Raw genomic sequence first — 24,324 nt, 5'->3', positions numbered from 1 at the left:
CCGCAGCCCGCCCGCGATCTTGCACTTTCGGTCCACGATATGCCCGATTCGCACTCTTGTCCGGGGCTGCAACTGCAAGATCGCGGCGATGACGCGGGCGGCGTGGGGTGATCACCTCCAGCGCTGCCCGCTTTGCGAGACCGTTGTGCCGGTGCGTGGGATCGCCTCCGTCCCGTCGATCATGAGGTTGGCGGGGACAAAACGGACGCCGTGTGCCGTCAACTTCATGATCGACGGGCCGGGGCGTGCTGGGAGGCGAGCGAGGGGGTGGCGAACCGGGCGGAGGGCGCGTGGGGCGCAAGCGGGGACGGGAATTACCTGTCCGGCATGATTCTCCGCAACCGTTTCCGAGCAATTCCGCCGAAGGTGCCACGGCGCGATCCCGGGCCTACAGAATGTGGGCGAGAGGGTTCGGAAATGGGGGGCGAAATATGTTTGCGAGGCGCCGACTGACGCTTTTCGCGATGACCGTCGCAGCCGCGCCGCTGGCGGTCGGCGCGTGCACCGCCGGCCCGAAGTCGGTGGCGAAGCGGGCCGAGGCGGCGCCGCCGTCGGTCTCCGTGACGCCGGCCGACAGTACCCGGGACGTGCCGATCAGCGCGGAGGTGGGCACGAAGGTGAGCAACGGCAAGGTGACAGCCGTCAAGCTGACCGACGACAAGGGCAACGCGGTGCCGGCCCAGCCGCGGGAGGACGGTTCCGGCTGGGTGCCGGACCGGCCGCTCGCCAATTCCCGGACGTACACCGCGGAGGTGACCGCGACCGGCGATTCCGGCAAGACCGCCACGCAGAAGACGACGTTCACGACGATGGCCAAATCCACCAAACCGGCAGTCACCAGCGAATTGTATTTCCGGCCGAATCAGACGTACGGGACGGCGATGCCGGTCGTGCTCGGATTCGACCCGCCGATTCCGAAGGAGGCCCGCGCGGACGTGCAGCGCCGGCTGTTCGTGAAGACCGACCCGCCGCAGCCGGGCACCTGGTCCTGGGTGGCCGACGGCAAGCAGGCCGAGTACCGCGCGCCGGACCGCTGGAAGCCGGGCACGAAGATCAGCGTGCGCAGCGCGCTGCAGGGGCTGCCCATCGGCAAGGAGGCGGTCGGCGATTCCGACCGGGTCGCGAGCGCCAAGGTCGGCCGGCAGGTGACCCTGGACATCGACAACGGGACGAAGCAGATGACCGTCTACGAGGACGGCAAGGTGCTCAAGAAGATCCCGGTCAGCCTCGGCAAGGAGAGCACGCCGACGTCCAGCGGCACCATGGTGATCATGGAGAAGCACGAGCACACCACGTTCGACACCCGGGGTGAGCCGAACGGCGGCTACGTGGTCGACGTGGACGACGCCCAGCGGCTGACCTGGGGCGGCGAGTTCATCCACTCGGCGCCGTGGTCGGAGGGCGACCAGGGGAGCACCAACGTCTCGCACGGCTGCACCAACGTCTCGGCCACCGCCGCGGACTGGCTGATGGGCTTCACGCAGGTCGGTGACCTGGTGACGGTCAAGGGCACCGAGGTGAAGCTGGACCAGGGCAACGGCTTCACCGCCTGGAACGTCAGCTGGGACGAGTTCGCCAAGGGCAGCGCGCTGCCCGTACCGGCGGGCCTGAAGCCCACACAGAGCGCCACGCCGCACCCGGGCGCGGTGGCCGGCGGGTCGTCACCGGCCCCGGCCCCCTCGCGGAGCAACAGCGGCGGCTGAACCTGGGGAGGAACGGCCACGGGGCCGGCCCGCGTCCGCGCGGGCCGGCCCCGCGTCGTCTCAGTCCAGGCCGACGCGGGCCACCCCGGCCGCGGTCAGGCTGCCCAGCCAGAGGTGGCGGCCGTGCTGCCGCACGCCGGTGACCATCGGGTACGCCCCGCTCGGGCCGTGCAGCGTGCGCAGCACCCGGCCGTCGCCGTCGACCAGCGCGACCAGCCCGTAGCGGCGCGGCTGCGGCTGCACCGCGCCGGGCAGCAGGGCCACGATCTGCCGGACCCGGGGATGCGGCAGCAGCCGTTCCATCGCCCGCAGCCGAGGGCTGGGCAGCGCGACCCAGTACGTGCCGTCGCCGACCCCCGAGACGTTGTCCGGATACGCGGGCAGGTCGGTGAGCACCGTGGCCCGCCCGCTCGGCAGGTCGAGGCGGAGCAGCCGATGGGTGGCGGTCTCGGCGAGCATCAGCGCCGACTCGTCCGGGGTGAGCGCGAGCCCGTTGGGGAAGTAGAGCCCGTCCGCGACCACGTCGGTGCGCCCGGTGCGCCTGTCGTACGCGAGGACCCGCCCGTTGGGCCGGTGCTCCAGCAGGTCGCGTTTCCAGTGCGAGAGCGGGAACCGGTCGGACGAGTCGGTGAAGTAGACGGTGCCGTCGCGCGCCACCGCCGCGTTGTCGGCCAGGTGCACCGGCGGCGCGGTCCCGGTCAGCTCGTGCACCCGGCCGGCCGGGTCGACCCGCAGCAGCCCCCGGTACGCGTCGCAGACCAGCAACCCGCCGTCGACCGGATCGCGTTCGATGCCCAGCGGCCGGCCGCCGGTCTCGGCCAGCAGGGTCGGCGGCGTGCCGGGCGGGGAGTCGGCCGGCCACCACCAGAGCCGGCCGTCCTCGTCGCCGCTGACCACCCGGCCGTCGCCGTCGACCACGACGTCCTCCGGGCCGTGCCCGCCGGCCGGCAGCGGCAGCAGGTCGGCCCGGTCGAGCCGGGTGTCTGCGGGCGACCAGGGGCCGGTGAGCGGCGGCGGTACCGTCGCCGGCTCGCGGACCGGCCGGATCAGCAGTGGGGCGCGCGGGCGGGGGACGACCATCGGCTCATTGTGGCCCGGCGGCGTCGCGCCGGGCAGTCCCCGACGGCGTTTCGCGGCGTTCCGCGCGGCGTGGCGTGGCGGCTGCGGGATGACCCTGAGGCGGCTCGGGGTCGGGTCCCGGACAGTACCCGGAACCCCCGCCGGGAGGCCCGGAAATGTCGGTGGGGCCGGGTAGGTTTGGCCGCATGGTACACAGCGTTGAGCGCTTCCACGTGGCGATGGACGTGCACGACCACGTGGTCGAGCTGCGCCCGGTCGGCGAGATCGACATCGCCTCCGTGACGGCGTTCCGGGCCGCGCTCTGGGCGGCGCCGGCCCGGCCGGTGCTGCGGGTCGACCTGTCCGGTGTGCGGCTGCTCTCCGCCGCCGGGGTCCGCGCGCTGGTCGCCACCCACCTGCGGGTCCGTTCCCGCGGCGGCGAGCTGGTGCTCACCGACCCCGACCCGGTGGTGGCCCGGGTGCTGCGGGTGACCGGCCTGCACCGGGTGCTCCCGGTGCGCTGCTCCGACCGCGCCCAGAACCTGCCCGACCGCGCGCCGGACCTGCCCGGCCGCGCTCGCGAGCTGGTGGCCTGCGCGGCCTGAGCCCGAGCGGAGCGCTCGGGCGGCCGGAGCCTGCGCGGCCTGAGCCCCAGCGGGGCGCCGGGCGGCCGGAGCCCGAGCGGAGCCGCCGGGCGCCCCGAGCACGAGCCGGGCCGCCGCGCGTCGGCCGGGCACGCGTCGGGCCGCCGGCGCGAGTGCCGACGGCCCGACGTGGACGGCGTTGCGCTCAGCGCACGCCGAGCAGGTCCACCACGAAGACGAGCGTCTCGTTCGGCTTGATGACGCCGCCCGCGCCCCGGGCGCCGTAGCCCAGGTGCGGCGGGATGGTGAGCTTGCGCCGGCCGCCGACCTTCATGCCCACGACGCCCTGGTCCCAGCCGGCGATGACCTGGCCGCCGCCGAGCGGGAACTCGAACGTCTCACCCCGGTTCCACGAGGCGTCGAACTCGCGGCCGTTCGAGTGGGCCACGCCCACGTAGTGCACGCTCACCAGCTGGCCCGCGCGGGCCTCCGGGCCGTCGCCGACGGTGATGTCCTCGACGACCAGATCGGCGGGCGGCGCGCCCTCGATCGGGCCGATCTGGGGCTTGTCCATGAGCGGGTCTCCTCGGTGCTGACGGTGTGGTCACAGTCGATCCTGCCGGATCGCGACCGGCCGATACGCGCCGGTCCCCGCACACCGGCGTGGCGGGGACACGAAAGAGGCGGGCGTCGCCTGTCGGCGACGCCCGCCCCGGGGCGAGCTGGTCACTTCAGCCAGGGGAGACGCTGGACCAGGGGGAGCCTCGCCCAGATCCGGCCGAGGCCGAGGGTGTTGCCGGCGCCCACCAGGGCCAGACCGGCCAGCAGGCCCGCGTAGATGAGGTGGTCGTCCATGAAGGGGTTGTTCGCCGGGGGCAGCACGGCCGTCCACATCAGGACCAGGAGCAGTCCGCCGGCCACGGCGGCGATCCGGATGCCGATGCCGAGCATCAGGGCGACACCGATGCCGAGCAGACCGACCATGAACAGGGTGTCCGCCCAGGCCGCGCCGGCGATGTTCCGGTAGAGGTCCGCGAACGGGCCCTCGACCGCGTTGCCCAGGAAGCCCTTGGTCGGGCTGCCGCCGTTGGTCCAGGCGTTCTTCGCCGGGGTCTCGTGGCCGAGGCCGAACATCTTGTCGAGGAAGGCCCAGAGGAAGATCCAGCCCAGCGCGAGCCGCAGACCGGCCCACACGTACCGGGTGGCCTTCTGCCGGGTGGTCTCGATGTGCGCCGCCGGAGCGATGGTGGCGGCGGGGGTCCGCTTGACGGCGGGGGTCCGCTCGATTGTCGCGGTCATGGTGTCCACGTCCCTTCCTGTGCCTCGCACCGCGCTTCCCGGTGGCACATTCATTCCACCGCCGCGCGGCGTCCGGGAGCAGGGCCGAGAGGTGCCCTCGTGACCGGGTCCTTGGTCCCGTCCGTACCCGGTCCGGTCGGCCCCTCGCAGCCGGTCCGCCGCCCCTGACCAGGCCGTACGCCTGCGGCCTACCGTCGTAGGTGGAGACCCGGTACGAGGAGGTCGTGATGAGGGCGTGGCAGGTTACCGACGTGATGACCAGGGACGTCGCCACGGTGACGGAGGAGACCCCGTACCGCGAGGTCGTCGACGTGCTGGTGCGGCAGCGGATCAGCGGTGTGCCGGTGGTGGACTCGTTCCGCCGGGTGCTCGGGGTGATCTCCGAGGCGGACCTGCTGCACAAGGTGGAGCGGTCCGGTCACCCGGACGAGCGGCGGGTCTTCGAGGGACGGCGCCGCCGTACCGCGCGGGAGAAGGCGGGCGCGCTCGTCGCCCGGGACCTGATGACCGGGCCCGCGGTCACCACCCACGAGCGGGCGTCGCTCGCGGCGACCGCCCGGCTGATGGACCACGAGGCCGTCAAGCGGCTCCCGGTGCTGGACGACCTGGGCCGGCTCGCCGGCATCGTCACCCGCGGTGACCTGCTGCGCGTGCACCTGCGTACCGACGCGGAGATCCGCGAGGAGGTCGTGCACGAGGTGCTGCGCCGCGTGCTGTCCGTGCGCGACGGCCTGGTCACGGTCCAGGTCCGCGGCGGCGAGGTCACCATGGACGGGCGGCTGGACCGGCGCAGCGCCGTCGAGCTGGCCGGCCGCCTCGCCGCGCAGGTCGCGGGTGTGGTCGCGGTGCACAACGCGATCGGGTACGACGTGGACGACACCACGCTGATGGAGCTGGACCCGGTGCACGCCACCCCGGTCGCCTGAGCGCCGTCACCCGGGCCTCACCGGTCAGGTGGGGCCCGCGGCGGCGAGCTGGGCGGCCAGCAGCGCCGGGGCCTCGGCCAGCGAGGGGCCGTACCAGGTGAGGTGCCGGCCGGAGACCAGCGCCGCGGGCACGCCGGGGAACGCCTCCGGCCCGTCGTCGGCGGTGAACCGGTACGGCTCGTCGGGCAGCACCACCAGCTCCGGCGCGCGGGCGCGCAGCTCGTCCAGGCCGGGCCGGGGATAGCGTTCCGCGTCCCCGGCCCAGCCGTTGCGCACACCCAGCCGGGCCAGCACGTCCCCGGCGAACGTGTCCCGTCCCAGCACCACCCACGGGCGCCGCCACACCGGCACCACGGCGGTGCGGACGTGTCCCGGCGAGGGCAGCGCGGCCCAGGCGTGGCGGGCCTCGCGCAACCACGGCGGCTCGGCCGGCACGCCGAGCGCGACGACCAGCTCACCCAGCTGGTCGAGGGCCTCCGGCACGGTACGCGGGAAGGTGACCCGGACCGGCACCCCGGCCGCGCGCAGCGCCTCGGCGTCGGCCAGCCGGTTCTCCTCCTCGTTGAGCAGCACCAGATCCGGCTCGAGCGTGAGCACCCGCTCCAGGTCCGGGTACTTCGTCCCACCGACCCGGGCGACGTCCAGCCCGGCCGGATGGGTGCACCAGTCGGTCGCACCGACCAGCACCTCCGGGCGGGTGGCCGCGACCGCCTCGGTCAGCGACGGCACCAGCGACACCACCCGCACCGCGTCTCCCTCTCCTCGAACTGGACCGGCCGGTCAGCGGGCCGGCGCGGGCACGGCGTCGGCGTTCTCCGGCGGCAGGCCCGCCACGGGCAGGCCCTTGCGTACCGCCCAGTCGACGGCGGCGCGCAGGTCCGCGGTGGGCAGCGGCCGCCGGGTGGTCACCCCGACCGCCGCGTGCACGATGTACGCCATGAACGGGTACGACCGGGCCAGCGCGCCGATCGCGTCGTGCAACCGGCGTACCACGTCCAGCGCGGCCGGTTCGTCGAGTCCGGGCAGGACGAGCTGGAACTCGTTCTCGGTGACGCGCACCGCGCGGTCGACCGGCCGCAGCACGGCGGTGATCGCGGTGAGCACGGCGTGCCCCTCGCGGGCGACACCGCGCCGGCCGAAGCGTTCCGGCGAGCCGGGCGGCGCCTCGACCCGCAGGCCGACCAGCGCCACCGGCAGCGTGCCGGAGGCGGTCACCCCGTCCGCGCCGGACCACCGGGCCAGGCCTGATTCGTCCAGCATGGTCTCGGCCGGCTCGACCGGCTGGTGGTTCCGGTCGCCGCGGCGGGCCAGCATCCGCAGCGCCGCCTCGGCGCGCGGCTCGCCCGGCCCGGCCGGGATGTCCCGCACCCGGGCGATCGCCTCGTCCAGCGCGGTGCGCGCCGCGGCGGGCAGCCGCTCGGCGAGCTGCTCGCGCAGCCGGATCACCTCGTGCAGCGCCTCGTCGCGGCGGAAACCCCAGCGGCCCTCGAACAGCCGGCCGGCCTCCAGCGTCGGCGCGGGCGCCACCTCGGCCCGGTCGTGCGCGACGAGTGTGGCGCCGAAACGCGGGCTCAGCGCGACCACCGTCCACTCCCGGGCCAGCGCCTCCGCCTCGTCCAGGGTCACGCCGTACGCCCCTTCGGGCAGGTCGGGCGGCGGTCCGCCGACCATCGCCACCACCGTCACGGCGGCACGGCCGGCGATGCGCCGGTAGACCTCGCGCTCCCGGGCGAAGTACGGCAGCCGCTGGAACAGCGCGAGCACGACGAGCGGGCCGTCCTCGGCCTCGGCGAGCGCGGCGCGTTCGATGGCGTGGGAGACGGCGACGAGACTGCGTTTGGTGAACTGTTCCGGGGTCCGTCCGCTGGGCACGGGCAGAGCCTAGAGGGACGGACGCGGTAGCGCACCGGGCGGCCGTACCGACTGCGCCGCACCGCCTAGACTCGGGGGTCGACCGGACGAGGGGGATCGGGGCGAGATGACGAGCACAGGCAGCGTGACCGCCTCCTGGCTGCGGCCGGTCCCGCCCGGCGTCGCGCCGTCCCTGGTCCGGGCCGGCCACCTCGGTCACGCCGGCCGGCGGCTCGGTGACCTGGTGCAGGGCCGCCCGCCGGGGGTCACCGGCAGTCAGTGGAGCACCGCCGGGCGGGCGTCGCTCGACCTGGTGGTCTGCGCCGCCGACACCGAGCTGCCGCGCTTCGCGGTGCGGTTCACCACGCCCGCTCCGGACGGGTCGCCGGCCCGGCGGGAGGAACGGCTCACCGACGCGGTCTGCGCCGCCGTCGGCCTGCCGCTGGTGCGCGTCGAGTCGCCGGCGCTGGGCGGCGCGGAGCAGGTCCTTCGGTTCGCCGGGTACGTGCTGGACGCGCGGGCCTACGCCGACGGCACCGACCCGGACGCCGACGACGCGGTCGGGTTCCGGGACATCATCGGCCGGCTGCCGGACGGCCGGCGCGGACCGGTGAACGACCTCGGCGCGCTGGCCCGGGTCGAGGCGGTCGAGGCGTACGTGGCGGGCCGGATCGCCGACCCGATCGTGCGCGGACTGCACGTGCGCTGGACCGACGGGCCGGCGGAGGGCTGGGCCTGGGCCGAGGTGCGGCCCGGCCGCTGCCTGCTGGAGCGGGTCCGGCTGACCTCGCGCGGCTTCGCCTGCGGGGTCGACGCGGGGCGGCTCGCCGAGGATCTGGCCGTGGTGGCGCTGGGGGAGCGGCTGCGAGGCCTCGACGGCGCCGTGCCGTCCCTGCTGGACCGGGACGAGCTTCTCGGGCAGGTCCGTGCGCTCGCCGCCCGGCGGGACTCCTTCGACGGCGGCTTCGCCTTCGACCACCTCTGCGCCGACTGAACCGTCCTCGCCGGAGCGGACGGCGACTTTTCGATTTTTTTCCGATCTCCGGTTGAACCTTCGCCGACGGCGCTCCGTACCTCATCGGGAATGGACGCAGATCTTCCCCGCCGCGCCCGGACGGCGCGGAGACGGTGCGGAAAGGGCACCGTCGGCCATTGGCGCGCGACTGAGCGTCGCAGTGATCTCACACCCCGAATTCGTCGGTCCGCCGGGATCACCAGTCAACTACCGGATCGAGAAGGAGAGCAATTCGATGCGCAGGTCCACACGGGCGCGCCGGTCATCCGGTAACGCGCGGAGCAAGCGGATGCTGGCAGTGGTCGGCACGCTCGCGGTCTTCGGCGGCATCGTCGCCGTCACCCAGATCTCGTCCGCCCAGGACCGGCGGACGACCACCCGCGCGGCCTCGGCGTCCTGCGTGCCCGCGAGCCCGGGGGCGACCGCCCCGGACGGCCAGGGCAGCACCACCCGTACCTGGCAGAACGGCCGCTGGGTCCGCAACCACTGGGGCGACGGTCAGATGTCGCCGGCCGAGTGCCAGCAGACCAACGCGGGTGGTGCCGGCGCCGGCACCCCGACGGTGGCCTGCCCGGACGTCCGCGGCCGGCTGCCGCAGGTGCCCGGCCGGGCCCGTGCCGAGGTGGACCGCACGCTGGCGCTGCTGGAGAGCCAGATCGCCGAGGCGAACCGGCGGCTCGCGGCGGAGGGCCGCAACGGCGGTGAGTTCATAGACAACGCGATCCTCGGTCCGCTCGCGGACAAGCGGACCGCGGCGCTCAACCGGATCGCCACCGCCATCGGCCGGTTCGCGCAGCGCCCGCAGGGCCTGGACCAGTTCGCCCGGTGCGCGGTGAGCGACACGCCGCAGAGCGGCGGTCAGAACGGTGGCGGTCAGAACGGCGGCAACAACGGAGGCCAGAACGGCGGGAACAACGGCGGGAACAACGGCGGCGGGAACAACAACGGCGGCGGCCAGAACAACGGCGGCAACAACGGCCTGAACGTGCTCGCCAAGGACTGCTCCGGCAGCCAGCTCCAGGCGCACGACGGTTTCCAGAACGGCAACCGGTGTGTGAGCACCGCATTCGGTGAGGTGGGTGCCGCGGCGAACAACCCGTCGCTGCTGATCACGCAGTTCCCGAACCAGGTGCGGCGCAACCAGCCGTTCACGCTCCGGGTCACCACCAAGAACCTGGTGCGGGACCGCTTCCTCGCCGCCGGTCAGGGCGGCTACTACCTGGAGAGCTCGCTGCTCAACGGCCAGGGCCTGGTACGCGGTCACTTCCACACCGCCTGCCGGATGCTCGGCAGCACCCGGCAGCCCCCGAACCCGCAGGACGTGCCGGCGTTCTTCGTCGCCACCGAGGACGGCCGGGGTGGCAACCAGCCGGACGACGTGCTGATCCAGATCCCGGGCCTGGCGCAGTCGGGCGTGGCGCAGTGCGCGGTCTGGGCCGGTGACGGCTCGCACCGCATCCCGATGATGGAGCGGGCGAACCAGACCCCCGCGATCGACGTGGTGCGCATCCGGGTCAACTGAGCGACGCGACGGCCGCGGCCGTCCGGGGGACTCCTCCGGGCGGCCGCGGCCTTTCCGCGTACGGGAACGGTGGGAGGCGATCCCGGAGGAAATCTCGTGCCGTGGGTATCCGCCGGACGAAAAGCGCCGTGCGGAGAATGCCGATCGGGGCCACGCCGATTTCTCAGCGTGACCCCGGGATGCCCGACGGTGAACCGGTGACGGTCAGCGGTTCTTGTACGCCTCGACCACCGACACCGGGATGCGCCCGCGCTCGGAAATCTCGAACCCGTTCTTGGCGGCCCATTCCCGGATGGCGCGGTTCTGCTCGCGGTCCATTCCCGAGGTGCTCGGCCGGGTCGTGCGACGGGCGCCGCGGGTGATCTCGGCGGCTCCCCGGCCGATTCGCCTGCCAGCGCTGATGTACGGATCCAGGGCCTTGCGCAGGACGCCCGCGTTCTCGTCGGAGACGTCGATCGTGTACGCCACGCCGTCCAGGCTGAACTCGACGGTCCGATCGGCCTTTCCGCCGTCGAGGTCGTCGGTCAGAACGGTGATTACTTTCCTTGCCATCGCCATTACTCCCTGTGTCGGGCGGGGTGTGGCTAAGAGTTTGACCTACCGCGCGGTAATCCCGCAACAATAGCCGACTGTTTCCATTCGGCGGGTCGCGGTAAACGGTGCCGCCATTGGGCGCGGAGCGCCGGAACGGGAGCGCTCGGCGTGGCGTGGGTCACAACCAGGAACAAGGGGCATCTTTTGTTACTTGAGCCAGACACGCTCAACCAACGTGATGGCAGGTGTTCGATGGCAACTCTTCCGGTACTCCCACTGACCGACGCCGTCCTGCTGCCCGGGATGGTCGTCCCGGTGACCCTCGACCCGACCACCCAGGCCGCCGTCGACGCGGCCCGCGCCACCGGCGACAAGGAACTCCTGGCCGTGCCCCGCATCGACGGCGAGTACGGTTCCGTCGGCGTGGTCGCCACGATCGAGAAGGTGGGCCGGCTGCCCAGCGGCGAACCGGCGGCGGTCGTCCGCGGTCTCGCCCGTGCCCGCATCGGCTCCGGCGTGCCCGGTCCCGGCGCCGCGCTCTGGGTCGAGGCGACCACACTCGACGAACCCGCCCCGGCCGGCCGCGCCCGGGAACTCGCCCGCGAGTACCGCGCGCTCATGACCTCGGTCCTGCAGCAGCGCGGCGCCTGGCAGGTGATCGACGCGATGGAGCGGATGACCGACCTGTCCGAGCTGGCCGACTCGGCCGGTTACGCGCCCTGGCTCAGCCTGACCCAGAAGACCGAACTGCTCGCCGCGCCGGACGTCACCGCCCGGCTGGACCTGCTCGTCGGCTGGGTCAAGGAACACCTGGCCGAGCAGGAGGTCACCGAGCAGATCAACAGCGACGTCCGCGAGGGGCTGGAGAAGTCCCAGCGGGAGTTCCTGCTGCGCCAGCAGCTCGCCGCGATCCGCAAGGAACTCGGCGAGGACGAGCCGGACGGCTCCGCCGACTACCGCTCCCGGGTGGAGTCCGCCGACCTGCCGGAGAAGGTACGCGAGGCGGCGCTGCGCGAGGTCGGCAAGCTGGAGCGGGCCAGTGACGCCTCACCCGAGGCGGGCTGGATCCGTACCTGGCTGGACACCGTCCTGGAGATGCCGTGGAGCACGCGTACCCAGGACAACACCGACCTGGCCGCGGCCCGGGCCGTGCTCGACGCCGACCACGCCGGCCTGGCCGACGTGAAGGACCGAATCCTGGAGTACCTCGCGGTGCGCAACCGGCGCGCGGAGCGCAACCTCGGCGTCGTCGGCGGACGCGGCTCCGGCGCGGTGCTGGCCCTGGCCGGCCCGCCCGGTGTCGGCAAGACCAGCCTCGGCGAGTCGGTCGCCCGGGCGCTGGGCCGCAACTTCGTCCGCGTCTCCCTCGGCGGCGTCCGGGACGAGGCGGAGATCCGCGGCCACCGGCGCACCTACGTCGGCGCGCTGCCCGGCCGGATCGTGCGTGCGCTGCGCGAGGCCGGCTCGATGAACCCGGTCGTGCTGCTCGACGAGGTCGACAAGCTGGCCGCCGGCTACTCCGGCGACCCGGCCGCGGCCCTGCTCGAGGTGCTCGACCCGGCGCAGAACCACACGTTCCGCGACCACTACCTGGAGGTCGATCTCGACCTGTCCGACGTGCTGTTCCTCGCCACCGCCAACGTGGTCGAGGCGATCCCCGGCCCGCTGCTGGACCGGATGGAGCTGGTCGCGCTGGACGGCTACACCGAGGACGAGAAGGTCGCCATCGCCCGCGACCACCTGCTGCCCCGGCAGCGGGAACGGGCCGGGCTGACCGCCGAGGAGGTCACCGTCGCCGACGAGGCGCTGGCCCTGATCGCGGGCGAGTACACCCGGGAGGCCGGCGTCCGGCAGCTCGAACGGGCCCTGGCGAAGATCCTGCGCAAGGTCGCCGTCGCGCTCGCCACTGACGCCGCGCCGGTGCACGTGGACGCCGGGAACCTGGCCCGCTACCTGGGCCGGCCGAAGTTCACCCCGGAGTCGGCCGAACGCACCGCCGTGCCCGGCGTGGCGACCGGCCTGGCCGTCACCGGCGCCGGTGGCGACGTGCTGTTCATCGAGGCCACCACGATGGAGGGTGAGCCGGGACTGACGCTGACCGGCCAGCTCGGCGACGTGATGAAGGAGTCCGCGCACATCGCGTGGTCGTACCTGCGGTCGAACGGACGGCGCTACGGGCTGGACCCGAACGCGCTGGCCGGGCGGCGGATCCACCTGCACGTCCCGGCGGGCGCGGTGCCGAAGGACGGCCCGAGCGCCGGCATCACCATGGTGACCGCGCTGGCCTCACTGGTGACCGGGCGTCCGGTGCGGCCCGAGTTCGGGATGACCGGCGAGGTGACGCTCTCCGGCCGGGTGCTGCCGATCGGCGGGGTGAAGCAGAAGCTGCTCGCCGCGCACCGGGCCGGCCTCACCGAGGTGATCATCCCGAAGCGCAACGAGCCGGACCTGGACGACCTGCCGGCGCAGGTGCGGGAGGCGCTGACCGTGCACACGCTGTCCGACGTGGCGGACGTGCTCGCGCTGGCGCTGCGCCCGGCGGAGATCGAGGCGGGAACGCTCGCCGCGGCCTGAGCGGGGGCGGGGGTCCGGTGACAGCCGGACCCCCGCTCCACGGCGCGACCGGATGGTCCGTCCGGCACCCCGGCCGGCCGGAGCGTCGACAGCCGTTCCCGGCCCGGCATACTGGCCGGCGTGCGGCCAGGACCGACGGACGCCGCACGGAGAGGGCTGGTCAGGTGGCGCGCAGAGCAACTGACGGGGATCCGCCGGGAAGCGGAACTCCGGACCTCGGCGATCTTCTGGGCCGGGAGTTGAGCACCGCCGTGGTGATGTTCCACGAGGCGGTCGCCGCCCGGCGTGGCCTGACGGCCACGGAGAACAAGGCGCTCGATCTGCTGGCCCGGCGTGGCCCGCTCACCTCCGGTGATCTCGCCCGTCAGCTCGGGCTCACGCCGGGAGCGGTCACCGGGCTGGTGGACCGGCTTTCCCGCGCCGGGTACGCACGGCGCAGCCCGGACGCGACGGACCGGCGCAAGACGTTCGTCGTCGCCGACGTGGAGCGGCTCGACGCCGAGATGGGCCCGGTCTTCGCGCCGCTGGGTGCGGCGATCAGGGAGCTGACCCGCGGGTACACCGAGGCGCAGCTCGCCACCGTCGAGCACTTCGTCCGCAACGTGGTGGTCATCCTCCAGGAGCAGACCTCCCGTGTCTCCGACTCCTCGACTGACAGGGCCTGACAAAAACATTTCAGTGCGCTAAAATGTTTAGCATGCTGAATCAATCTACGGAAGCCGGCGTCCGCCGCGCCCTGGCCCGGGTCGCCGACGCCTGGGGTGAGGGCGACCCGGACCGGTACGCGGCCCTCTTCAGCGAGGACGCGGACTACACGGCCTACGACGGCACCCGGATGGCGGGTCGGCGCGCAATCGCCGACGGTCACCGGGCGCTGTTCGGGGGCGTCATGCGCGGCTCGCGCATGACCGTCCGAGAGCCGCGCATCCGGCACGTCGCCACCGACGTCGCCGTGGTGTGGGCGCTGGGCGGGATCATCATGCGCTGGCAGCGCGGCCGTACCGAGCCGTCGGCGAAGCGGCTCTCGGCGGTCACGTTCGTCCTCGTCCACCAGGGGGACGACTGGCTCGTGACCGCGTTCCAGAACACCAGGTACCGTCCGTGGTCGCGTACCGTCGTCGGGCGGCTGACGAACCGCATGGCGGGTGGGAACGGCCGGTGACCGTCACCGCCGGCGGTGGCGGGCACCCGCCGGCGGTGGACGCCTCAGCGGCGGCCGCGGCGGCCGGCGTCGAAGGGACGCTCCCGGCCGTCGGACTCGCCGCCGTCCCGGTCCCGGCGTACCGTCGCCTTGCGGCCCTTGATGGTGGTGCCGCGCAGCCCCGCGATGATCTCGTCGGCCACCGCCTGCGGCACCTCGACCAGGGAGAACCGGTCGGCGATCTCGATCGAGCCGATGTCCCGGCCGTTGATCCGGGTCTCCCCGGTGATCGCGCCGACCAGGTCCTGCGGCCGCACCCCGGCCCGCCGGCCCAGCCCGATGAAGACCTGGGTGGTCCCGCCGGTACGCGGACGGCCCGGCCCCCGGCGCTCGCCCCGCCCGCCGGTCTCCGGCCGGCCCTCGCGCGGGCCGCGGACCGGAACCTGCGGGATCTCCTCCTCGTCGTCCGAGCCCGGTGACGTCGCCTCGTGCGCCAGCTTCACCGCCGCCAGCGCCACCTCGACCAGGTCGAACTCGTCGGTGAGCGACTCCACGATCGCCCGGTACGGGTCGAGGTCGTCCTCCAGCAGGCTCTCCCGCAGCGCGGCCTGGGTCAGTTCCAGCCGCCGGGTCCGCATGTCGGCGACAGTGGGGATCTTGTCGATGGCGATCCGCTGCCCGGTGACCCGCTCGATGGTCTTGAGCATCCGGTGCTCACGCGGCTCGGCGAGCGTGATCGCCACACCCTCCCGTCCGGCCCGGCCGACCCGCCCGATCCGGTGCACGTACGACTCGGGGGCCGACGGCACGTCGTAGTTGACCACGTGGGTGAGCTGCTCGACGTCCAGCCCTCGGGCGGCCACGTCGGTGGCGACCAGCAGGTCCGCCGTGCCGGCGCGCAGCCGGCCCATCACCCGGTCCCGCTGCTCCTGGCTCATCCCGCCGTGCAGCGCCTCCGCCCGGTAGCCCCGGCCGTTCATCGTCTCGGTGAGCCGGTCCACCTCCTCGCGGCTGCGGCAGAACACGATCGCCGCGGTCGGCGACTCCACGTCCAGCACCCGGCCCAGCGCGGCCGGCTTGTGCCCCCGGGCCACGATGTACGCGCTCTGGCGCACCCGGGGCGCCTCTCCGGCGACCGGCCGCTCCCGCTCGATCCGGATGCGCACCGGGTCGGTCAGGTGCTGCCGGGCCAGCCCGTCGATGCGGGCCGGCATGGTGGCCGAGAACAGCACCGTCTGCCGGCCGGCCGGGGCGTGCTCCAGGATCGCCTCGATGTCCTCGGCGAAGCCCATGTCGAGCATCTCGTCCGCCTCGTCCAGCACCACCGTGCTCAGCGCGCCGAGCCGCAGCGTGCCCCGGGCGATGTGGTCCAGGGCCCGGCCCGGCGTCGCCACCACCACGTCCACCCCGTGGTCGAGCGCGCGCAACTGCCGGCCGATCGGCTGCCCGCCGTAGATCGGCAGCACCCGGGCGCCCAGGTCCTTGCCGTAGCGGTGGAACGCCTCGGAGACCTGCACGGCCAGCTCACGGGTCGGCACCAGCACCAGTGACACCGGGTCGCCCTCGGCCCGGCCGACCGGCATCCGCTGCAACAGCGGCAGCGCGAACGCGGCGGTCTTGCCCGTACCGGTCGCCGCCTGCCCCAGCAGATCCTGCCCGGCCAGCAAGGGAGGGATGGCCTCCCGCTGGATCGGCGTCGGTTCCTCGTACCCGAGCGCGGACAGCGCGCCCAGCAACTCGGTGCGCAGCCCGAGATCGGCGAAGGCGATGGCGTCCTCGGCGTCGTCGGGAACGGCGGGGTCGGTCGGGGTCGGTGCGGCGGTCATGCGACAAGTTTTTCATCACCGCCGCGCGGCGGTCGCGGCGACCGGGGCAAACGTTCGCCGCGCCACCCGGGTGCCGTCCCCTCCGGGTGATCCGGCGCGGCCCCGTGCCCTCGCCGGATCACCCGGACAGGGCAGCGGATCACCGGGACAGGACGGCCAGGAGCGTGGTGAGGCCCACACCGACGTCGAACACCGCGCACCACAGCGCGTAGCCGCGCGGCACCACCGCGCCGGTGCGGTGGTACCAGGCGTCCCAGGCGGCGTGGACGAGCCAGCCCACCCCGACGAGAACCCCGGCGACGTCGGCGGACGCGATCATCGCCACGACCGCCAGGCCGCCCCACACGGCCGCCCCGGCGAGCTGCGCGGCCAGCGCGCGCCGGTCGCCCCACTGCCGCCGCCAGGTGCCGATCAGCAGGTAGCCGGCCGGCAGGACCAGCAGCGTCCACGGCGCGAAGACGGTGGGCGCGAACCACATGTCCACGGTCATGAGCAGCGCCAGCCCGGCCGGCCACCCGCGCGCCAGGGCCGCGGCGACCGGGTGCCGGCGCGGCGGCGCCGCGGGCGTGTGCCGGTGCCGCAGCGCCACCAGCAGCATCGCCGGCACCATCAGCAGGTGGCCGCCGAGCAGCAGCGTGTCGTCCCCGACCCACCCGGCCCACCAGGGCGGGAGCAGCAGCAGGAACGGCACGTACATGGCCGCCGACATCTCGGCGGTGGCGGCCCGGCCGTCCCCCCGGTACCACATCCACGCGGCCATGCCCGCCGCCATGTTCGTCGCCATCACCAGCGCGCCCACGTCCGGCCGCGCCAGCACCGCCGCGCCGCCCAGCAGGCTCCCGCCCACCTGCCACAGCGGCCCGAGCAGCACCATCCCGGCCAGCATCGCCACCACCATCCCGGCCAGGTGCCGGGTCCGCGCCCACCCGGCCCACCGCCGGGGTACGACCACAGTCATCTCCGTCATGCCCCGACCCTGCCGCCGTCCGGCGCACCGGAGAAGGCGCGTCCGTCACCGGGAAACCGTGCGGAACGCACGACCGGGCCGTGACATCTCGCAGGGGCGGGCGGGCCGGCGCACGCCCTAGGATCGGCGGGCATGACAGTCGATTCCGCCGACCACCGGCTGCGCCGGGCCCGGCGGGTCACCCTGCTGTCGCTGGCCACCAACGTGTGGACCACGGTGCTGCTGCCCGCCGTCGGCCTGGCCCGCGAACCCGACCCGGGACGCGTCGCACTCGGCGCCGCCGGGCTCCTCGCGTTCACCGTCGCCCAGATCGCGGTGCTGCACGCGGCCGTCACGCCGTGGCTGCCCGTACCGGCCCGCCGCCGCCGGCACGCCGCGCTCACCGTGGCGGCGCTGCTCAGCCTGCCGCTGCTCGGCCCGGTCGCGGCCGGCTCCTGGCCCACCTGGGCGTGGCTCGGCGCCTCACTGGTCGGCATGACACCGCTGCTGTTCCGGCCCGCCGTCGCGGCGGTGGCGGCGGCCGGCGTCCTCGCGGTGTCCGCCGCCGTCACCGGGGCGACGGGTGGGCCGGTGACCACGGCGCTGCTGGTCACCGGCCTGGTCGGTGCCGGGATCGGCGCGCTCACCTGGGTCCAGGTCTGGTTCTGGGACCTGCTCGTCGAGGCCCGGCAGGGGCAGGCCGCCCAGGCGCGGCTCGCCGCCGCCGAGGAACGGTTGCGCTTCGCCCGCGACGTCCACGATCTGCTCGGCCACGACCTCACGGTGATCGCGCTCAAGGCCGAGCTGGCGGAGCGGCTGGCGCCGCGTGACGCCGGCCGGGCCGCCCGCGAGGCGGCCGAGGCGCGGCGGCTGGCCGGCTCGGCGCTGACCCGGGTCCGGGCGGCGGTGCACGGCTACCGCGCCGTCGACCTGGCCGAACAGGCCGCTGCGGTGGGGGAGGTGCTGCGCTCCAGCGGCGTCCGCACGACAGTGGTCCCGCCCGCCGCTGAGGTGCCCGCGCCGGTCGCCGCCGACCTGGCCGCCGTACTGCGTGAGGCCGGAACCAACGTGCTGCGGCACAGCCGGGCCGGCTGGTGCCGGATCGAGATCACCCGGGAGGACGGCGTGGTGACGCTGACCGTACGCAACGACGGTGTCCGCGACGACGCCGGACCGGACCGGCTCAGCGGCGGCCTGCGCGGCCTGGCCGACCGGCTCGCCCCGGTCGGCGGACGGGTCCGGGCCGAGGCCGCCGACGGCGTGTTCAGCCTGGTGGCGACAGTGCCGGTGACGCCGTGATCCGGGTGCTGCTGGCCGACGACGAGGAGCTGATCCGGCTCGCCCTGGCCGCGCTGCTCGACCTGGAACCGGACATCGAGGTGGTCGCGCACGCCCGCGACGGGCGCAGCGCCCTGGACGCGGCGCTCGCCCACCGCCCGGACGTCGCCGTGCTCGACCTGGAGATGCCGCCGCCCGGCGGCGTCGAGGTCGCCGCCGAGCTGACCCGCGCGTTGCCCGGCTGCGCGCCGGTGATCCTCACCGGACACGGCCGGCCCGCCCAGCTCCGCCCGGCGCTCACCGCCGGGGTACGCGGGTTCCTCGCCAAGGGCGCCCCGGGCGGCGCGCTGGCCGACGTGATCCGCCGGGTGCACTCCGGGGCGCGTTACGTCGATCCCGCGCTGGCGGCCGATGCGCTCACCCTGCCGGAGTGCCCGCTCACGCCGCGTGAGCTGGAGACGCTGCGGCTGGCCGAGCTGGGTACGCCGGTCGCGGTGATCGCCCGGCGGACCCACCTGGCCGCCGGCACGGTCCGCAACCACCTGAGCGCCTGTGTGCAGAAGCTCGGCGCCGCCGACCGGGCCGAGGCGGTCCGGCGGGCGCGGGAGGCCGGCTGGCTCTGACGTACGGGGCGTCGCGGGCGGTCGTCGGCGACTAGCCTGATCACGTGCGGACGGTCGAACTGCTCTGCTCTCCCGAACTGGAAGCGGCGGTTCGCGCTGCCTGGGACCGGCTCGCCGCCGCCGGGCTGCCCAGCCTGGCCCGCAACACGCACCAGACGAACCGGCCGCACCTCACGCTCGCCTCGGTGGAGGAGTTCCCGCCCGGCGCCGAGCAGCGCCTGGCCGACCTCTGCGACGCGGCGCTCCCGCTGCCGGTGCGGCTGGGCCGGGTGACGGTGCTCGACGGCAGCGCGCCGCTGGTGTGGCTGGTCCGCCCGACACCGCAGCTCGTCGCGCTGCACGGCGCGGTCTGGGACGTGCTCGCCGAGGCGTCCGGCGGGCACTCGTGGCACCAGCCCGGCCGGTGGGTGCCGCACCTGAGCCTGGCGCTGCGGTTCGGCGCGGCCGACCGGCGCCGGGCCCGGGCGGTCGCCGGTGCGCACCCGCCGGCCGGGGCGTTCGTGGCGGCGCGCAGCTACGACGGCGACACCCGCACCGTCAGCGAGCTGACCACCGCCTGCCCGCGTTCCGGCGGCTGAGCGTGGCGACGTACAAGGTCTTGCTCCACGTCGAGCAGCGGTTGATCGCTGTAGTCGTCGCTGGTGACGCCGCTGTCGCCACCCGGTTCTGGGTGTGCGTGGCACCGGAGGATCCGGTGGCCGGAAGTGGCTGGCTCGGCTGCTGGAGCATCGGCGCCGGGAAAGCGATAACGGCGAAGTCTCTCCGACGGGTGCTCGGAGAACTCGAGATGGAAGTGGGGCGTGCGGGGCGTGCTCGGCGCGTTTCTCGATGATCACGTTTTCGTCGAGGGGTGGGATACGTGGGGAGGCGGCGTTCCCGCACCGATAGCCGAGGTGGTGCCTGCTGAAGCGGTGGCGGATGCGGTGAGCTGCCGGTCGAGCGATGACCTCGTGGAGAGGCTGTTGGGTGTGAACGGCGAAGGTTCGAGGAGCAGGGAGGTGATCGTGAGCGATGAGCGTAGGTTTCGCGAAGCAGCACAGGCGGTCGTTGATCTGATGTTCACGGACGACATGAAGCTTTTCGACTCCATGCCCGACGAGGTCCAGGAGAACCTCGGACCGGCGCTGTCGGTCTTGGGTGATCCGGTGGTAGACGGATCTGACACCGGACGCCTGATCGTGGCTGCGACAGCTGTTGAGCAGATCGCCATGAAATGCCGCAACGCGCTCCCGCCTGCACTGAATCAAAGGCTTGATGCGATGGAGTCCGCGCGGAGGTCTTTGCGACGACCCTGAACTGCGTGGAGCCGTTGTTGGGTCCTGCTCACAGACGCTTACGATCTCGGCTCTTGTGCTGGCAGCCGCCGCGCTGCGGCCCTCGCCCCCGGTATGGGGCGAGGGCCGCAACCGCTGTGGGTACCGTGCGGATCAGCGGTGGAAGCGCAGGTAGTCGAACTCGGCCGTCACCACCGGTGCCGCGCACTGACAGCTCACCCGTCGCGGGGCGCGGCAGCCGCAGCGACACCTGGGCGACCGGGCCGCCGAGGCGGGACGGGCCGAGCGTGGCGACGCCGCCCGCGTACCTCGATCGCGAGATCGTGCCGGTCGCGCAGGTCGGGGCTGGCGGGCAGCGCGGTGGACACGGCGCCGGCGCTCAGCCGGCCGCGCCCGGCGCGGACGCCCACGCCACCCAGCCGCAGCCCGGCGGTGGCCGCGCCGGTCACGTGTCAGCATGGGTCGATGACCACCGGTGCCGACGGCCGCGGACTCGCCGGGTTCGCCGCGCTGCTCGCCGACCCCACCCGGGCCGGCTTCTGCCTGGCCCTGCTCGACGGCCGCGCCTGGACCGCCGGGGAGCTGGCCCGCGCCGCCGGGGTGGCCGCGTCCACCGCGAGCGGCCACCTCACCCGTCTGGTGGCGGGCGGTCTGCTGGTCGAGGAGCGGCAGGGCCGCCACCGGTACGTCCGCCTCGCCGACCCGGGCGTCGCCCAGCTCGTCGAGGACCTGGCCGCGCGGGCGCCCGCACCGGTCACCCCGCCCCGCACTTTGCGCGCCGCGTCGGCCGGCGCCGCCCTGGCGTACGCGCGCACCTGCTACGACCACCTGGCCGGGCGGCTCGGCGTGCTGCTGCACGACGCCCTGCTCGAGCGTGGCGTGCTCGACCGCACCGGCGGCCTCGCGCTGACCGAGACCGGCATGGGCTGGCTGGACCGTCTCGGCGTACCCGTCGAACCACTGCGCGGCACCCGGCGACCGCTCGTCCGCGACTGCCTGGACTGGACCGAACGGCGCCCGCACCTGGCCGGCGCGGTCGGGGCGGCGCTGTGCGGGCGCTTCCTCGACCTCGGCTGGACCGCGCGCGGCAACGGCCGGGCGGTACGGGTCACCCCGGCGGGGCGGGACGCGCTGGCCGAGGCACTCGGGCTCGACCCGGCGCTGCTGGCCCCGCCCGCCACCCGCGACACCGGCCCGGCGCGCGCCTGACCCGCCCGTGCCCCGCGGCACCGGTCCCGCCCGCGACTGACCGCCGGGTGTGCCCGGCCGGACCGTTCGGTCCGGGCCGAACTGTCGGCGCCCTACGGTCGGGCGATGGATTCACCGACGATCACGGCTGCTCCGGGCACACCGCCCTGCGGGCCGCCGACCTCGGGCGACGGCGGCTGGGTGGTCACCCGGTACGCGGACGTCGTCTCCGTCCTGACCGATCCACGCTGCGTGGTGCCGCCCGCCGAGGAGGCGCCGGAGGGTGGCCTGGCATGGCTGCGCGCTTCGGTGAGCCGATTCAGCCCGCCGGACCGGCATGCCGCGCGGCGAGCCGTCGGGGTGGCGGCGCTCGACACGCTCGACCCACGGGAACTGCGCGTGGCCGCGGAACGGCTGACCGGGCGAACCCTCGACCGCGCCGCGACCGCGGACAACGGCGGCGACCGGGTGGACGTGACCGGTGACCTGGCTCGGCGCGTACCCCTTGTGGTGCTGGCGGAGCGGCTCGGCCTGGCCGACCCGGCGGCGGCCGTCGCGGAGGTGACGGCCGTGGCCGCCGCCTACCACCCGGGCGCCGGCCCGGCGGCGGTGCGGCGGGCGGACCGGGCGGTGCCGGCGCTGCTGGCCATGTCGCCGCCCGCTCCGGCCGAGGTGACAGCGAACCGGCTCGGGCTGCTGGTGCAGGCCGCCGACGCCACCGCCGGGCTGATCGTGGCCGCCGTCCGGCACGGGCTCGACGCGCCGGACGGGCTCGGGACCGACGCGCTGCTGGCCGAGGTGCTGCGCCTCGACCCGCCGGTACGGGTCACCCGCCGGGTCGCCGCCGACCCGCTGAGCCTGGGCGGCCAGGTGGTACGCGCGGGGGAGCGGCTGCTGCTGCGGTTCGACGCCGCCAACCGCGACCCGGCGGTCTTTCCGGAGCCGGACCGTTTCCGCGCCGGCCGGGCGAACGCCGCGCTGACGTTCGGCACCGGCCCCCGCGGCTGCCCCGGGCAGCGGCACGCGCTCGCCCTGGCCGCCGGCGTGGTCGGCGTGCTGCGCCGCCGCTGCCGTCCCGCCGGCCCTACCCCTGACGTCCCGCCGATCCCACTCGAGGTGATCCTCCGATGACCGACAGGTACCGCGCATTCCGTGACCTGCACCGGCCCGGTGAACCGCTGCTCCTGCCGAACGCCTGGGACCACGCCTCCGCCGCGGCGCTCGCTGCCCGGGGCCATCAGGCGATCGGCACTACCAGCCTGGGCGTGGCGGCGGCCGCCGGGCAGCCGGATGCCGTCCGGGCGACCCGCGCGCAGACGCTGGATCTGGCGTACCGGCTGCGGGGCCTGCCGACGCTGCTCACGGTGGACATCGAGGACGGCTTCCACGACGACCCGGCGGAGGTCGCCGGGTTCGTGGGCGAGCTGGCCGCGCTCGGCGTGGTCGGCGTGAACCTGGAGGACGGGCGCCCGGACGGGCGACTGGCCCCGGCCGAGCACGTCGCCGCCGTGATCGCGGCCGTCCGCGCGGCAGTGCCGCGGATGGTCGTCAACGCCCGCACCGACGCCTGGTGGCTGGGCGTGCCGGCGCCGCTGGACGAGGCACGGCGGCGGGCGGCGGCGTTCCGGGCCGCCGGGGCCGACTGCCTGTTCGTGCCCGGCGCCCCCGACGACCTGGTCGGCCTGCTCGCCGCCGAGGCGGGGTTGCCGCTGAACGTGCTGTACCGGCCGGGCGGCCCGGACCTCGCCGCCCTCGGACGGCTCGGCGTGGCCCGGGTCAGCACCGGCTCGCTGCTGTTCCGGGCCGCGCTCGGTGCCGCGCTGCACCTGACCGACGCGATCGGCGCCGGGCGCGACGCGGGCCTGCCGGCGCCGCCCGGATACGAGGAGGTGCAGGCCCTGGTGTCGCCGTCCGCCACCTGATCGGGCACTTCGGGGGAGATGGGAGGAATCGCGCCTTCTCCGGTCTTTACGGTGTGTGCAGGCCCAATCACGCCGTGTCCTGAACGAGAGGGGACGGAGACCATGCGAGTGCCCAGCCGCAGCCCAGGTCGCCAGCCCGGTCCCGCCGTCACGTCCACCGCTCCCGCCCGGCGGGTGCCCGGCGGCCGGCGCGCCGGCGCCGAGCCGGACCTGTCCGCGTACCGGGCGGCGGTGGCGGAACTCCTGGTCGAGGTGGGCGCGCTCGCCGACGCGCCGTCCACCACCGCCCGCCAGGTGCTGCTCGACCAGCGCCTGCGTGAACCGGCCGTCGCCGCCGTCCTCGACGCCACGCCGCAGGGCCTGATCGGCGCCCGGGAGACGTTGCTGCTGGAGATGGCCCGCTACCAGCCCAACGCGCGCAGCTCGGCGCAGGACCTCACCGCGCTGGTCCGCATCTACCTGCTCTCCCGCGTCGACGTGCTCTGGTGGCGGGACAGCCCGACGTTCCTTACCGACGACCAGGTCCGCACCAGCACCGAACTGGTCGACCTGGAATGGCTGCGCCGCCGCGGCCTGGTCGAGTTCCGATACCAGGAACAGCCCGCCACAGTGGTGGGACGCGGGCTGCGGGCGGTCCGGCGGCGGCTGCGCCCGGACGCCACCCCGCGTACCGCCGGACTGCTGTTCCGCCGGGCCCGCCGCGAGATGATCGCGTTCCTCAACGACCTGGCCCGCGAGTTCACCGCGACCGCGCCGGCCGGCACGCCACCGCTCTGGGTGACCAGCCTGGCCCGCAGCGCCGAGCACCAGTACCGGCTGCGCCGCCTGGGGTACGCGGCGATGGTGCCCAGCGGGCACTGCCTCGGCTGGGCCGCCGACGTCGAACTGGAGTGGTACGACCGCTTCGGTGCCCGCCCGGCGCTGGCCGGGCTGCTGCTGGCCCGCCAGGACGCGGGCGAGGTGAACGTGGTCGACGAGGGACAGGCCTGGCACGTGTGTCTCGCCCCGGCCGTCCGCCGCCGCTACCGGCGGGCGTACGAGGCCGAGATGGGGGTGTGA

At 74.6% G+C, this 24,324-nt stretch carries 25 protein-coding genes; 16 read left to right on the top strand and 9 right to left on the bottom strand.

Annotation, left to right across the window (positions count from 1 at the left end):
* The first annotated feature begins 431 nt into the window (after positions 1-431).
* On the top strand, positions 432-1,703 hold the full coding sequence (locus O7546_RS15845; RefSeq protein ID WP_194799280.1) for an Ig-like domain-containing protein: 1,272 nt from the start codon (positions 432-434) through the stop codon (positions 1,701-1,703).
* A gap of 60 nt (positions 1,704-1,763) precedes the next feature.
* On the opposite strand, the gene O7546_RS15840 is transcribed toward O7546_RS15845, so the two are convergent.
* Positions 1,764-2,783 (bottom strand): SMP-30/gluconolactonase/LRE family protein, encoded by a 1,020-nt coding sequence (locus O7546_RS15840; protein ID WP_194799281.1) that lies wholly within the window; start codon positions 2,781-2,783, stop codon positions 1,764-1,766.
* 185 nt (positions 2,784-2,968) lie between these two features.
* On the opposite strand from O7546_RS15840, the gene O7546_RS15835 reads away from it, so the two are divergent.
* The gene (locus O7546_RS15835; protein ID WP_228531455.1) at positions 2,969-3,367 is read left to right on the top strand and encodes an STAS domain-containing protein; all 399 of its coding nucleotides are present in this window, start codon (positions 2,969-2,971) and stop codon (positions 3,365-3,367) included.
* A gap of 184 nt (positions 3,368-3,551) precedes the next feature.
* On the opposite strand, the gene O7546_RS15830 is transcribed toward O7546_RS15835, so the two are convergent.
* Both O7546_RS15830 and O7546_RS15825 read right to left on the bottom strand, forming a co-directional pair.
* On the bottom strand, positions 3,552-3,920 hold the full coding sequence (locus O7546_RS15830) for an FKBP-type peptidyl-prolyl cis-trans isomerase (RefSeq protein WP_013286592.1): 369 nt from the start codon (positions 3,918-3,920) through the stop codon (positions 3,552-3,554).
* 152 nt (positions 3,921-4,072) lie between these two features.
* The gene (locus tag O7546_RS15825) at positions 4,073-4,645 is read right to left on the bottom strand and encodes a hypothetical protein (protein ID WP_281599151.1); all 573 of its coding nucleotides are present in this window, start codon (positions 4,643-4,645) and stop codon (positions 4,073-4,075) included.
* 227 nt (positions 4,646-4,872) lie between these two features.
* On the opposite strand from O7546_RS15825, the gene O7546_RS15820 reads away from it, so the two are divergent.
* A complete protein-coding gene (locus O7546_RS15820) occupies positions 4,873-5,571 on the top strand; it encodes a CBS domain-containing protein (protein WP_194799284.1) in 699 nt (232 codons plus the stop codon).
* A 24-nt stretch (positions 5,572-5,595) separates the two neighbouring features.
* Here the strand turns inward: O7546_RS15820 and O7546_RS15815 are convergent, their stop codons facing one another.
* Together O7546_RS15815 and O7546_RS15810 are read right to left on the bottom strand one after the other, a co-directional pair.
* Complete coding sequence (locus O7546_RS15815) at positions 5,596-6,318, bottom strand: helical backbone metal receptor (protein ID WP_194799285.1); 723 nt, start codon at positions 6,316-6,318, stop codon at positions 5,596-5,598.
* 33 nt (positions 6,319-6,351) lie between these two features.
* The gene (locus O7546_RS15810) at positions 6,352-7,443 is read right to left on the bottom strand and encodes a DICT sensory domain-containing protein (protein ID WP_194799286.1); all 1,092 of its coding nucleotides are present in this window, start codon (positions 7,441-7,443) and stop codon (positions 6,352-6,354) included.
* A gap of 106 nt (positions 7,444-7,549) precedes the next feature.
* Here O7546_RS15810 and O7546_RS15805 point away from each other — a divergent pair, with 106 nt between their 5' ends.
* Together O7546_RS15805 and O7546_RS15800 are read left to right on the top strand one after the other, a co-directional pair.
* A complete protein-coding gene (locus O7546_RS15805) occupies positions 7,550-8,416 on the top strand; it encodes a DUF2726 domain-containing protein (protein WP_194799287.1) in 867 nt (288 codons plus the stop codon).
* 310 nt (positions 8,417-8,726) lie between these two features.
* Entirely contained in the window at positions 8,727-9,959 is a 1,233-nt protein-coding gene (locus O7546_RS15800; protein WP_194799288.1) for a hypothetical protein, read from the top strand.
* Positions 9,960-10,163: 204 nt separating this feature from the next.
* Here the strand turns inward: O7546_RS15800 and O7546_RS15795 are convergent, their stop codons facing one another.
* Positions 10,164-10,511, bottom strand: coding sequence for an Lsr2 family protein (locus tag O7546_RS15795; RefSeq protein ID WP_194799289.1), 348 nt, complete (start codon positions 10,509-10,511; stop codon positions 10,164-10,166).
* A gap of 234 nt (positions 10,512-10,745) precedes the next feature.
* On the opposite strand from O7546_RS15795, the gene lon reads away from it, so the two are divergent.
* The 3 genes from lon to O7546_RS15780 all read left to right on the top strand — a co-directional run bounded on the left by lon (position 10,746) and on the right by O7546_RS15780 (position 14,229).
* Positions 10,746-13,067: an endopeptidase La gene (gene lon, locus O7546_RS15790; protein ID WP_281599147.1), complete on the top strand. Its 2,322-nt coding sequence runs from the start codon at positions 10,746-10,748 to the stop codon at positions 13,065-13,067.
* Positions 13,068-13,306: 239 nt separating this feature from the next.
* Positions 13,307-13,732, top strand: a complete 426-nt coding sequence (locus O7546_RS15785; protein WP_228531456.1) for a MarR family transcriptional regulator — start codon at positions 13,307-13,309, stop codon at positions 13,730-13,732.
* Positions 13,733-13,764: 32 nt separating this feature from the next.
* Entirely contained in the window at positions 13,765-14,229 is a 465-nt protein-coding gene (locus tag O7546_RS15780; RefSeq protein WP_262011696.1) for an SgcJ/EcaC family oxidoreductase, read from the top strand.
* 44 nt (positions 14,230-14,273) lie between these two features.
* On the opposite strand, the gene O7546_RS15775 is transcribed toward O7546_RS15780, so the two are convergent.
* Complete coding sequence (locus tag O7546_RS15775) at positions 14,274-16,034, bottom strand: DEAD/DEAH box helicase (protein ID WP_269697099.1); 1,761 nt, start codon at positions 16,032-16,034, stop codon at positions 14,274-14,276.
* Positions 16,035-16,173: 139 nt separating this feature from the next.
* On the bottom strand, positions 16,174-17,001 hold the full coding sequence (locus tag O7546_RS15770; RefSeq protein ID WP_194799293.1) for a hypothetical protein: 828 nt from the start codon (positions 16,999-17,001) through the stop codon (positions 16,174-16,176).
* A 132-nt stretch (positions 17,002-17,133) separates the two neighbouring features.
* Between O7546_RS15770 and O7546_RS15765 the strand changes: the two genes are divergently transcribed.
* The 4 genes from O7546_RS15765 to O7546_RS15750 all read left to right on the top strand — a co-directional run bounded on the left by O7546_RS15765 (position 17,134) and on the right by O7546_RS15750 (position 20,176).
* Positions 17,134-18,279, top strand: coding sequence for a histidine kinase (locus tag O7546_RS15765; protein WP_269697097.1), 1,146 nt, complete (start codon positions 17,134-17,136; stop codon positions 18,277-18,279).
* Positions 18,276-18,881, top strand: coding sequence for a response regulator transcription factor (locus tag O7546_RS15760; RefSeq protein WP_013286580.1), 606 nt, complete (start codon positions 18,276-18,278; stop codon positions 18,879-18,881). The genes O7546_RS15765 and O7546_RS15760 overlap by 4 nt, the downstream gene beginning before the upstream one ends.
* Positions 18,882-18,925: 44 nt before the next feature.
* Positions 18,926-19,459, top strand: a complete 534-nt coding sequence (locus tag O7546_RS15755; RefSeq protein ID WP_194799295.1) for a 2'-5' RNA ligase family protein — start codon at positions 18,926-18,928, stop codon at positions 19,457-19,459.
* Positions 19,460-19,681: 222 nt separating this feature from the next.
* A complete protein-coding gene (locus O7546_RS15750) occupies positions 19,682-20,176 on the top strand; it encodes a hypothetical protein (protein ID WP_269697096.1) in 495 nt (164 codons plus the stop codon).
* A gap of 194 nt (positions 20,177-20,370) precedes the next feature.
* On the opposite strand, the gene O7546_RS15745 is transcribed toward O7546_RS15750, so the two are convergent.
* On the bottom strand, positions 20,371-20,604 hold the full coding sequence (locus O7546_RS15745) for a hypothetical protein (protein ID WP_269697095.1): 234 nt from the start codon (positions 20,602-20,604) through the stop codon (positions 20,371-20,373).
* 16 nt (positions 20,605-20,620) lie between these two features.
* On the opposite strand from O7546_RS15745, the gene O7546_RS15740 reads away from it, so the two are divergent.
* From O7546_RS15740 to O7546_RS15725, 4 genes are all read left to right on the top strand, one after another.
* A complete protein-coding gene (locus tag O7546_RS15740; RefSeq protein WP_269697094.1) occupies positions 20,621-21,364 on the top strand; it encodes a winged helix-turn-helix domain-containing protein in 744 nt (247 codons plus the stop codon).
* 105 nt (positions 21,365-21,469) lie between these two features.
* Positions 21,470-22,474, top strand: coding sequence for a cytochrome P450 (locus O7546_RS15735; protein ID WP_281599137.1), 1,005 nt, complete (start codon positions 21,470-21,472; stop codon positions 22,472-22,474).
* Positions 22,471-23,265: an isocitrate lyase/phosphoenolpyruvate mutase family protein gene (locus O7546_RS15730; protein ID WP_194799297.1), complete on the top strand. Its 795-nt coding sequence runs from the start codon at positions 22,471-22,473 to the stop codon at positions 23,263-23,265. Before O7546_RS15735 ends, O7546_RS15730 begins: the two co-directional genes overlap by 4 nt.
* 102 nt (positions 23,266-23,367) lie before the next feature.
* Positions 23,368-24,324: a hypothetical protein gene (locus tag O7546_RS15725; protein ID WP_269697092.1), complete on the top strand. Its 957-nt coding sequence runs from the start codon at positions 23,368-23,370 to the stop codon at positions 24,322-24,324.

The sequence above is a fragment of the Micromonospora sp. WMMA1976 genome, from assembly GCF_027497335.1.
Classification (GTDB): domain Bacteria; phylum Actinomycetota; class Actinomycetes; order Mycobacteriales; family Micromonosporaceae; genus Micromonospora; species Micromonospora aurantiaca.
This window is presented reverse-complemented; position numbering and strand designations above follow the sequence as displayed.

Excerpts from the sequence above, each read along its gene's own strand:
- O7546_RS15775 (WP_269697099.1), bottom strand. The coding sequence starts at position 16,034 with ATGACCGCCGCACCGACCCCGACCGACCCCGCCGTTCCCGACGACGCC.
- O7546_RS15800 (WP_194799288.1), top strand. The coding sequence starts at position 8,727 with ATGCTGGCAGTGGTCGGCACGCTCGCGGTCTTCGGCGGCATCGTCGCC.
- O7546_RS15725 (WP_269697092.1), top strand. The coding sequence starts at position 23,368 with ATGCGAGTGCCCAGCCGCAGCCCAGGTCGCCAGCCCGGTCCCGCCGTC.
- O7546_RS15780 (WP_262011696.1), top strand. The coding sequence starts at position 13,765 with ATGCTGAATCAATCTACGGAAGCCGGCGTCCGCCGCGCCCTGGCCCGG.
- O7546_RS15840 (WP_194799281.1), bottom strand. The coding sequence starts at position 2,783 with ATGGTCGTCCCCCGCCCGCGCGCCCCACTGCTGATCCGGCCGGTCCGC.
- O7546_RS15735 (WP_281599137.1), top strand. The coding sequence starts at position 21,470 with ATGGATTCACCGACGATCACGGCTGCTCCGGGCACACCGCCCTGCGGG.
- O7546_RS15795 (WP_194799289.1), bottom strand. The coding sequence starts at position 10,511 with ATGGCAAGGAAAGTAATCACCGTTCTGACCGACGACCTCGACGGCGGA.
- O7546_RS15770 (WP_194799293.1), bottom strand. The coding sequence starts at position 17,001 with ATGACGGAGATGACTGTGGTCGTACCCCGGCGGTGGGCCGGGTGGGCG.
- O7546_RS15730 (WP_194799297.1), top strand. The coding sequence starts at position 22,471 with ATGACCGACAGGTACCGCGCATTCCGTGACCTGCACCGGCCCGGTGAA.
- O7546_RS15825 (WP_281599151.1), bottom strand. The coding sequence starts at position 4,645 with ATGACCGCGACAATCGAGCGGACCCCCGCCGTCAAGCGGACCCCCGCC.
- lon (WP_281599147.1), top strand. The coding sequence starts at position 10,746 with ATGGCAACTCTTCCGGTACTCCCACTGACCGACGCCGTCCTGCTGCCC.
- O7546_RS15830 (WP_013286592.1), bottom strand. The coding sequence starts at position 3,920 with ATGGACAAGCCCCAGATCGGCCCGATCGAGGGCGCGCCGCCCGCCGAT.
- O7546_RS15740 (WP_269697094.1), top strand. The coding sequence starts at position 20,621 with ATGACCACCGGTGCCGACGGCCGCGGACTCGCCGGGTTCGCCGCGCTG.
- O7546_RS15765 (WP_269697097.1), top strand. The coding sequence starts at position 17,134 with ATGACAGTCGATTCCGCCGACCACCGGCTGCGCCGGGCCCGGCGGGTC.
- O7546_RS15820 (WP_194799284.1), top strand. The coding sequence starts at position 4,873 with ATGAGGGCGTGGCAGGTTACCGACGTGATGACCAGGGACGTCGCCACG.
- O7546_RS15835 (WP_228531455.1), top strand. The coding sequence starts at position 2,969 with ATGGTACACAGCGTTGAGCGCTTCCACGTGGCGATGGACGTGCACGAC.
- O7546_RS15805 (WP_194799287.1), top strand. The coding sequence starts at position 7,550 with ATGACGAGCACAGGCAGCGTGACCGCCTCCTGGCTGCGGCCGGTCCCG.
- O7546_RS15845 (WP_194799280.1), top strand. The coding sequence starts at position 432 with ATGTTTGCGAGGCGCCGACTGACGCTTTTCGCGATGACCGTCGCAGCC.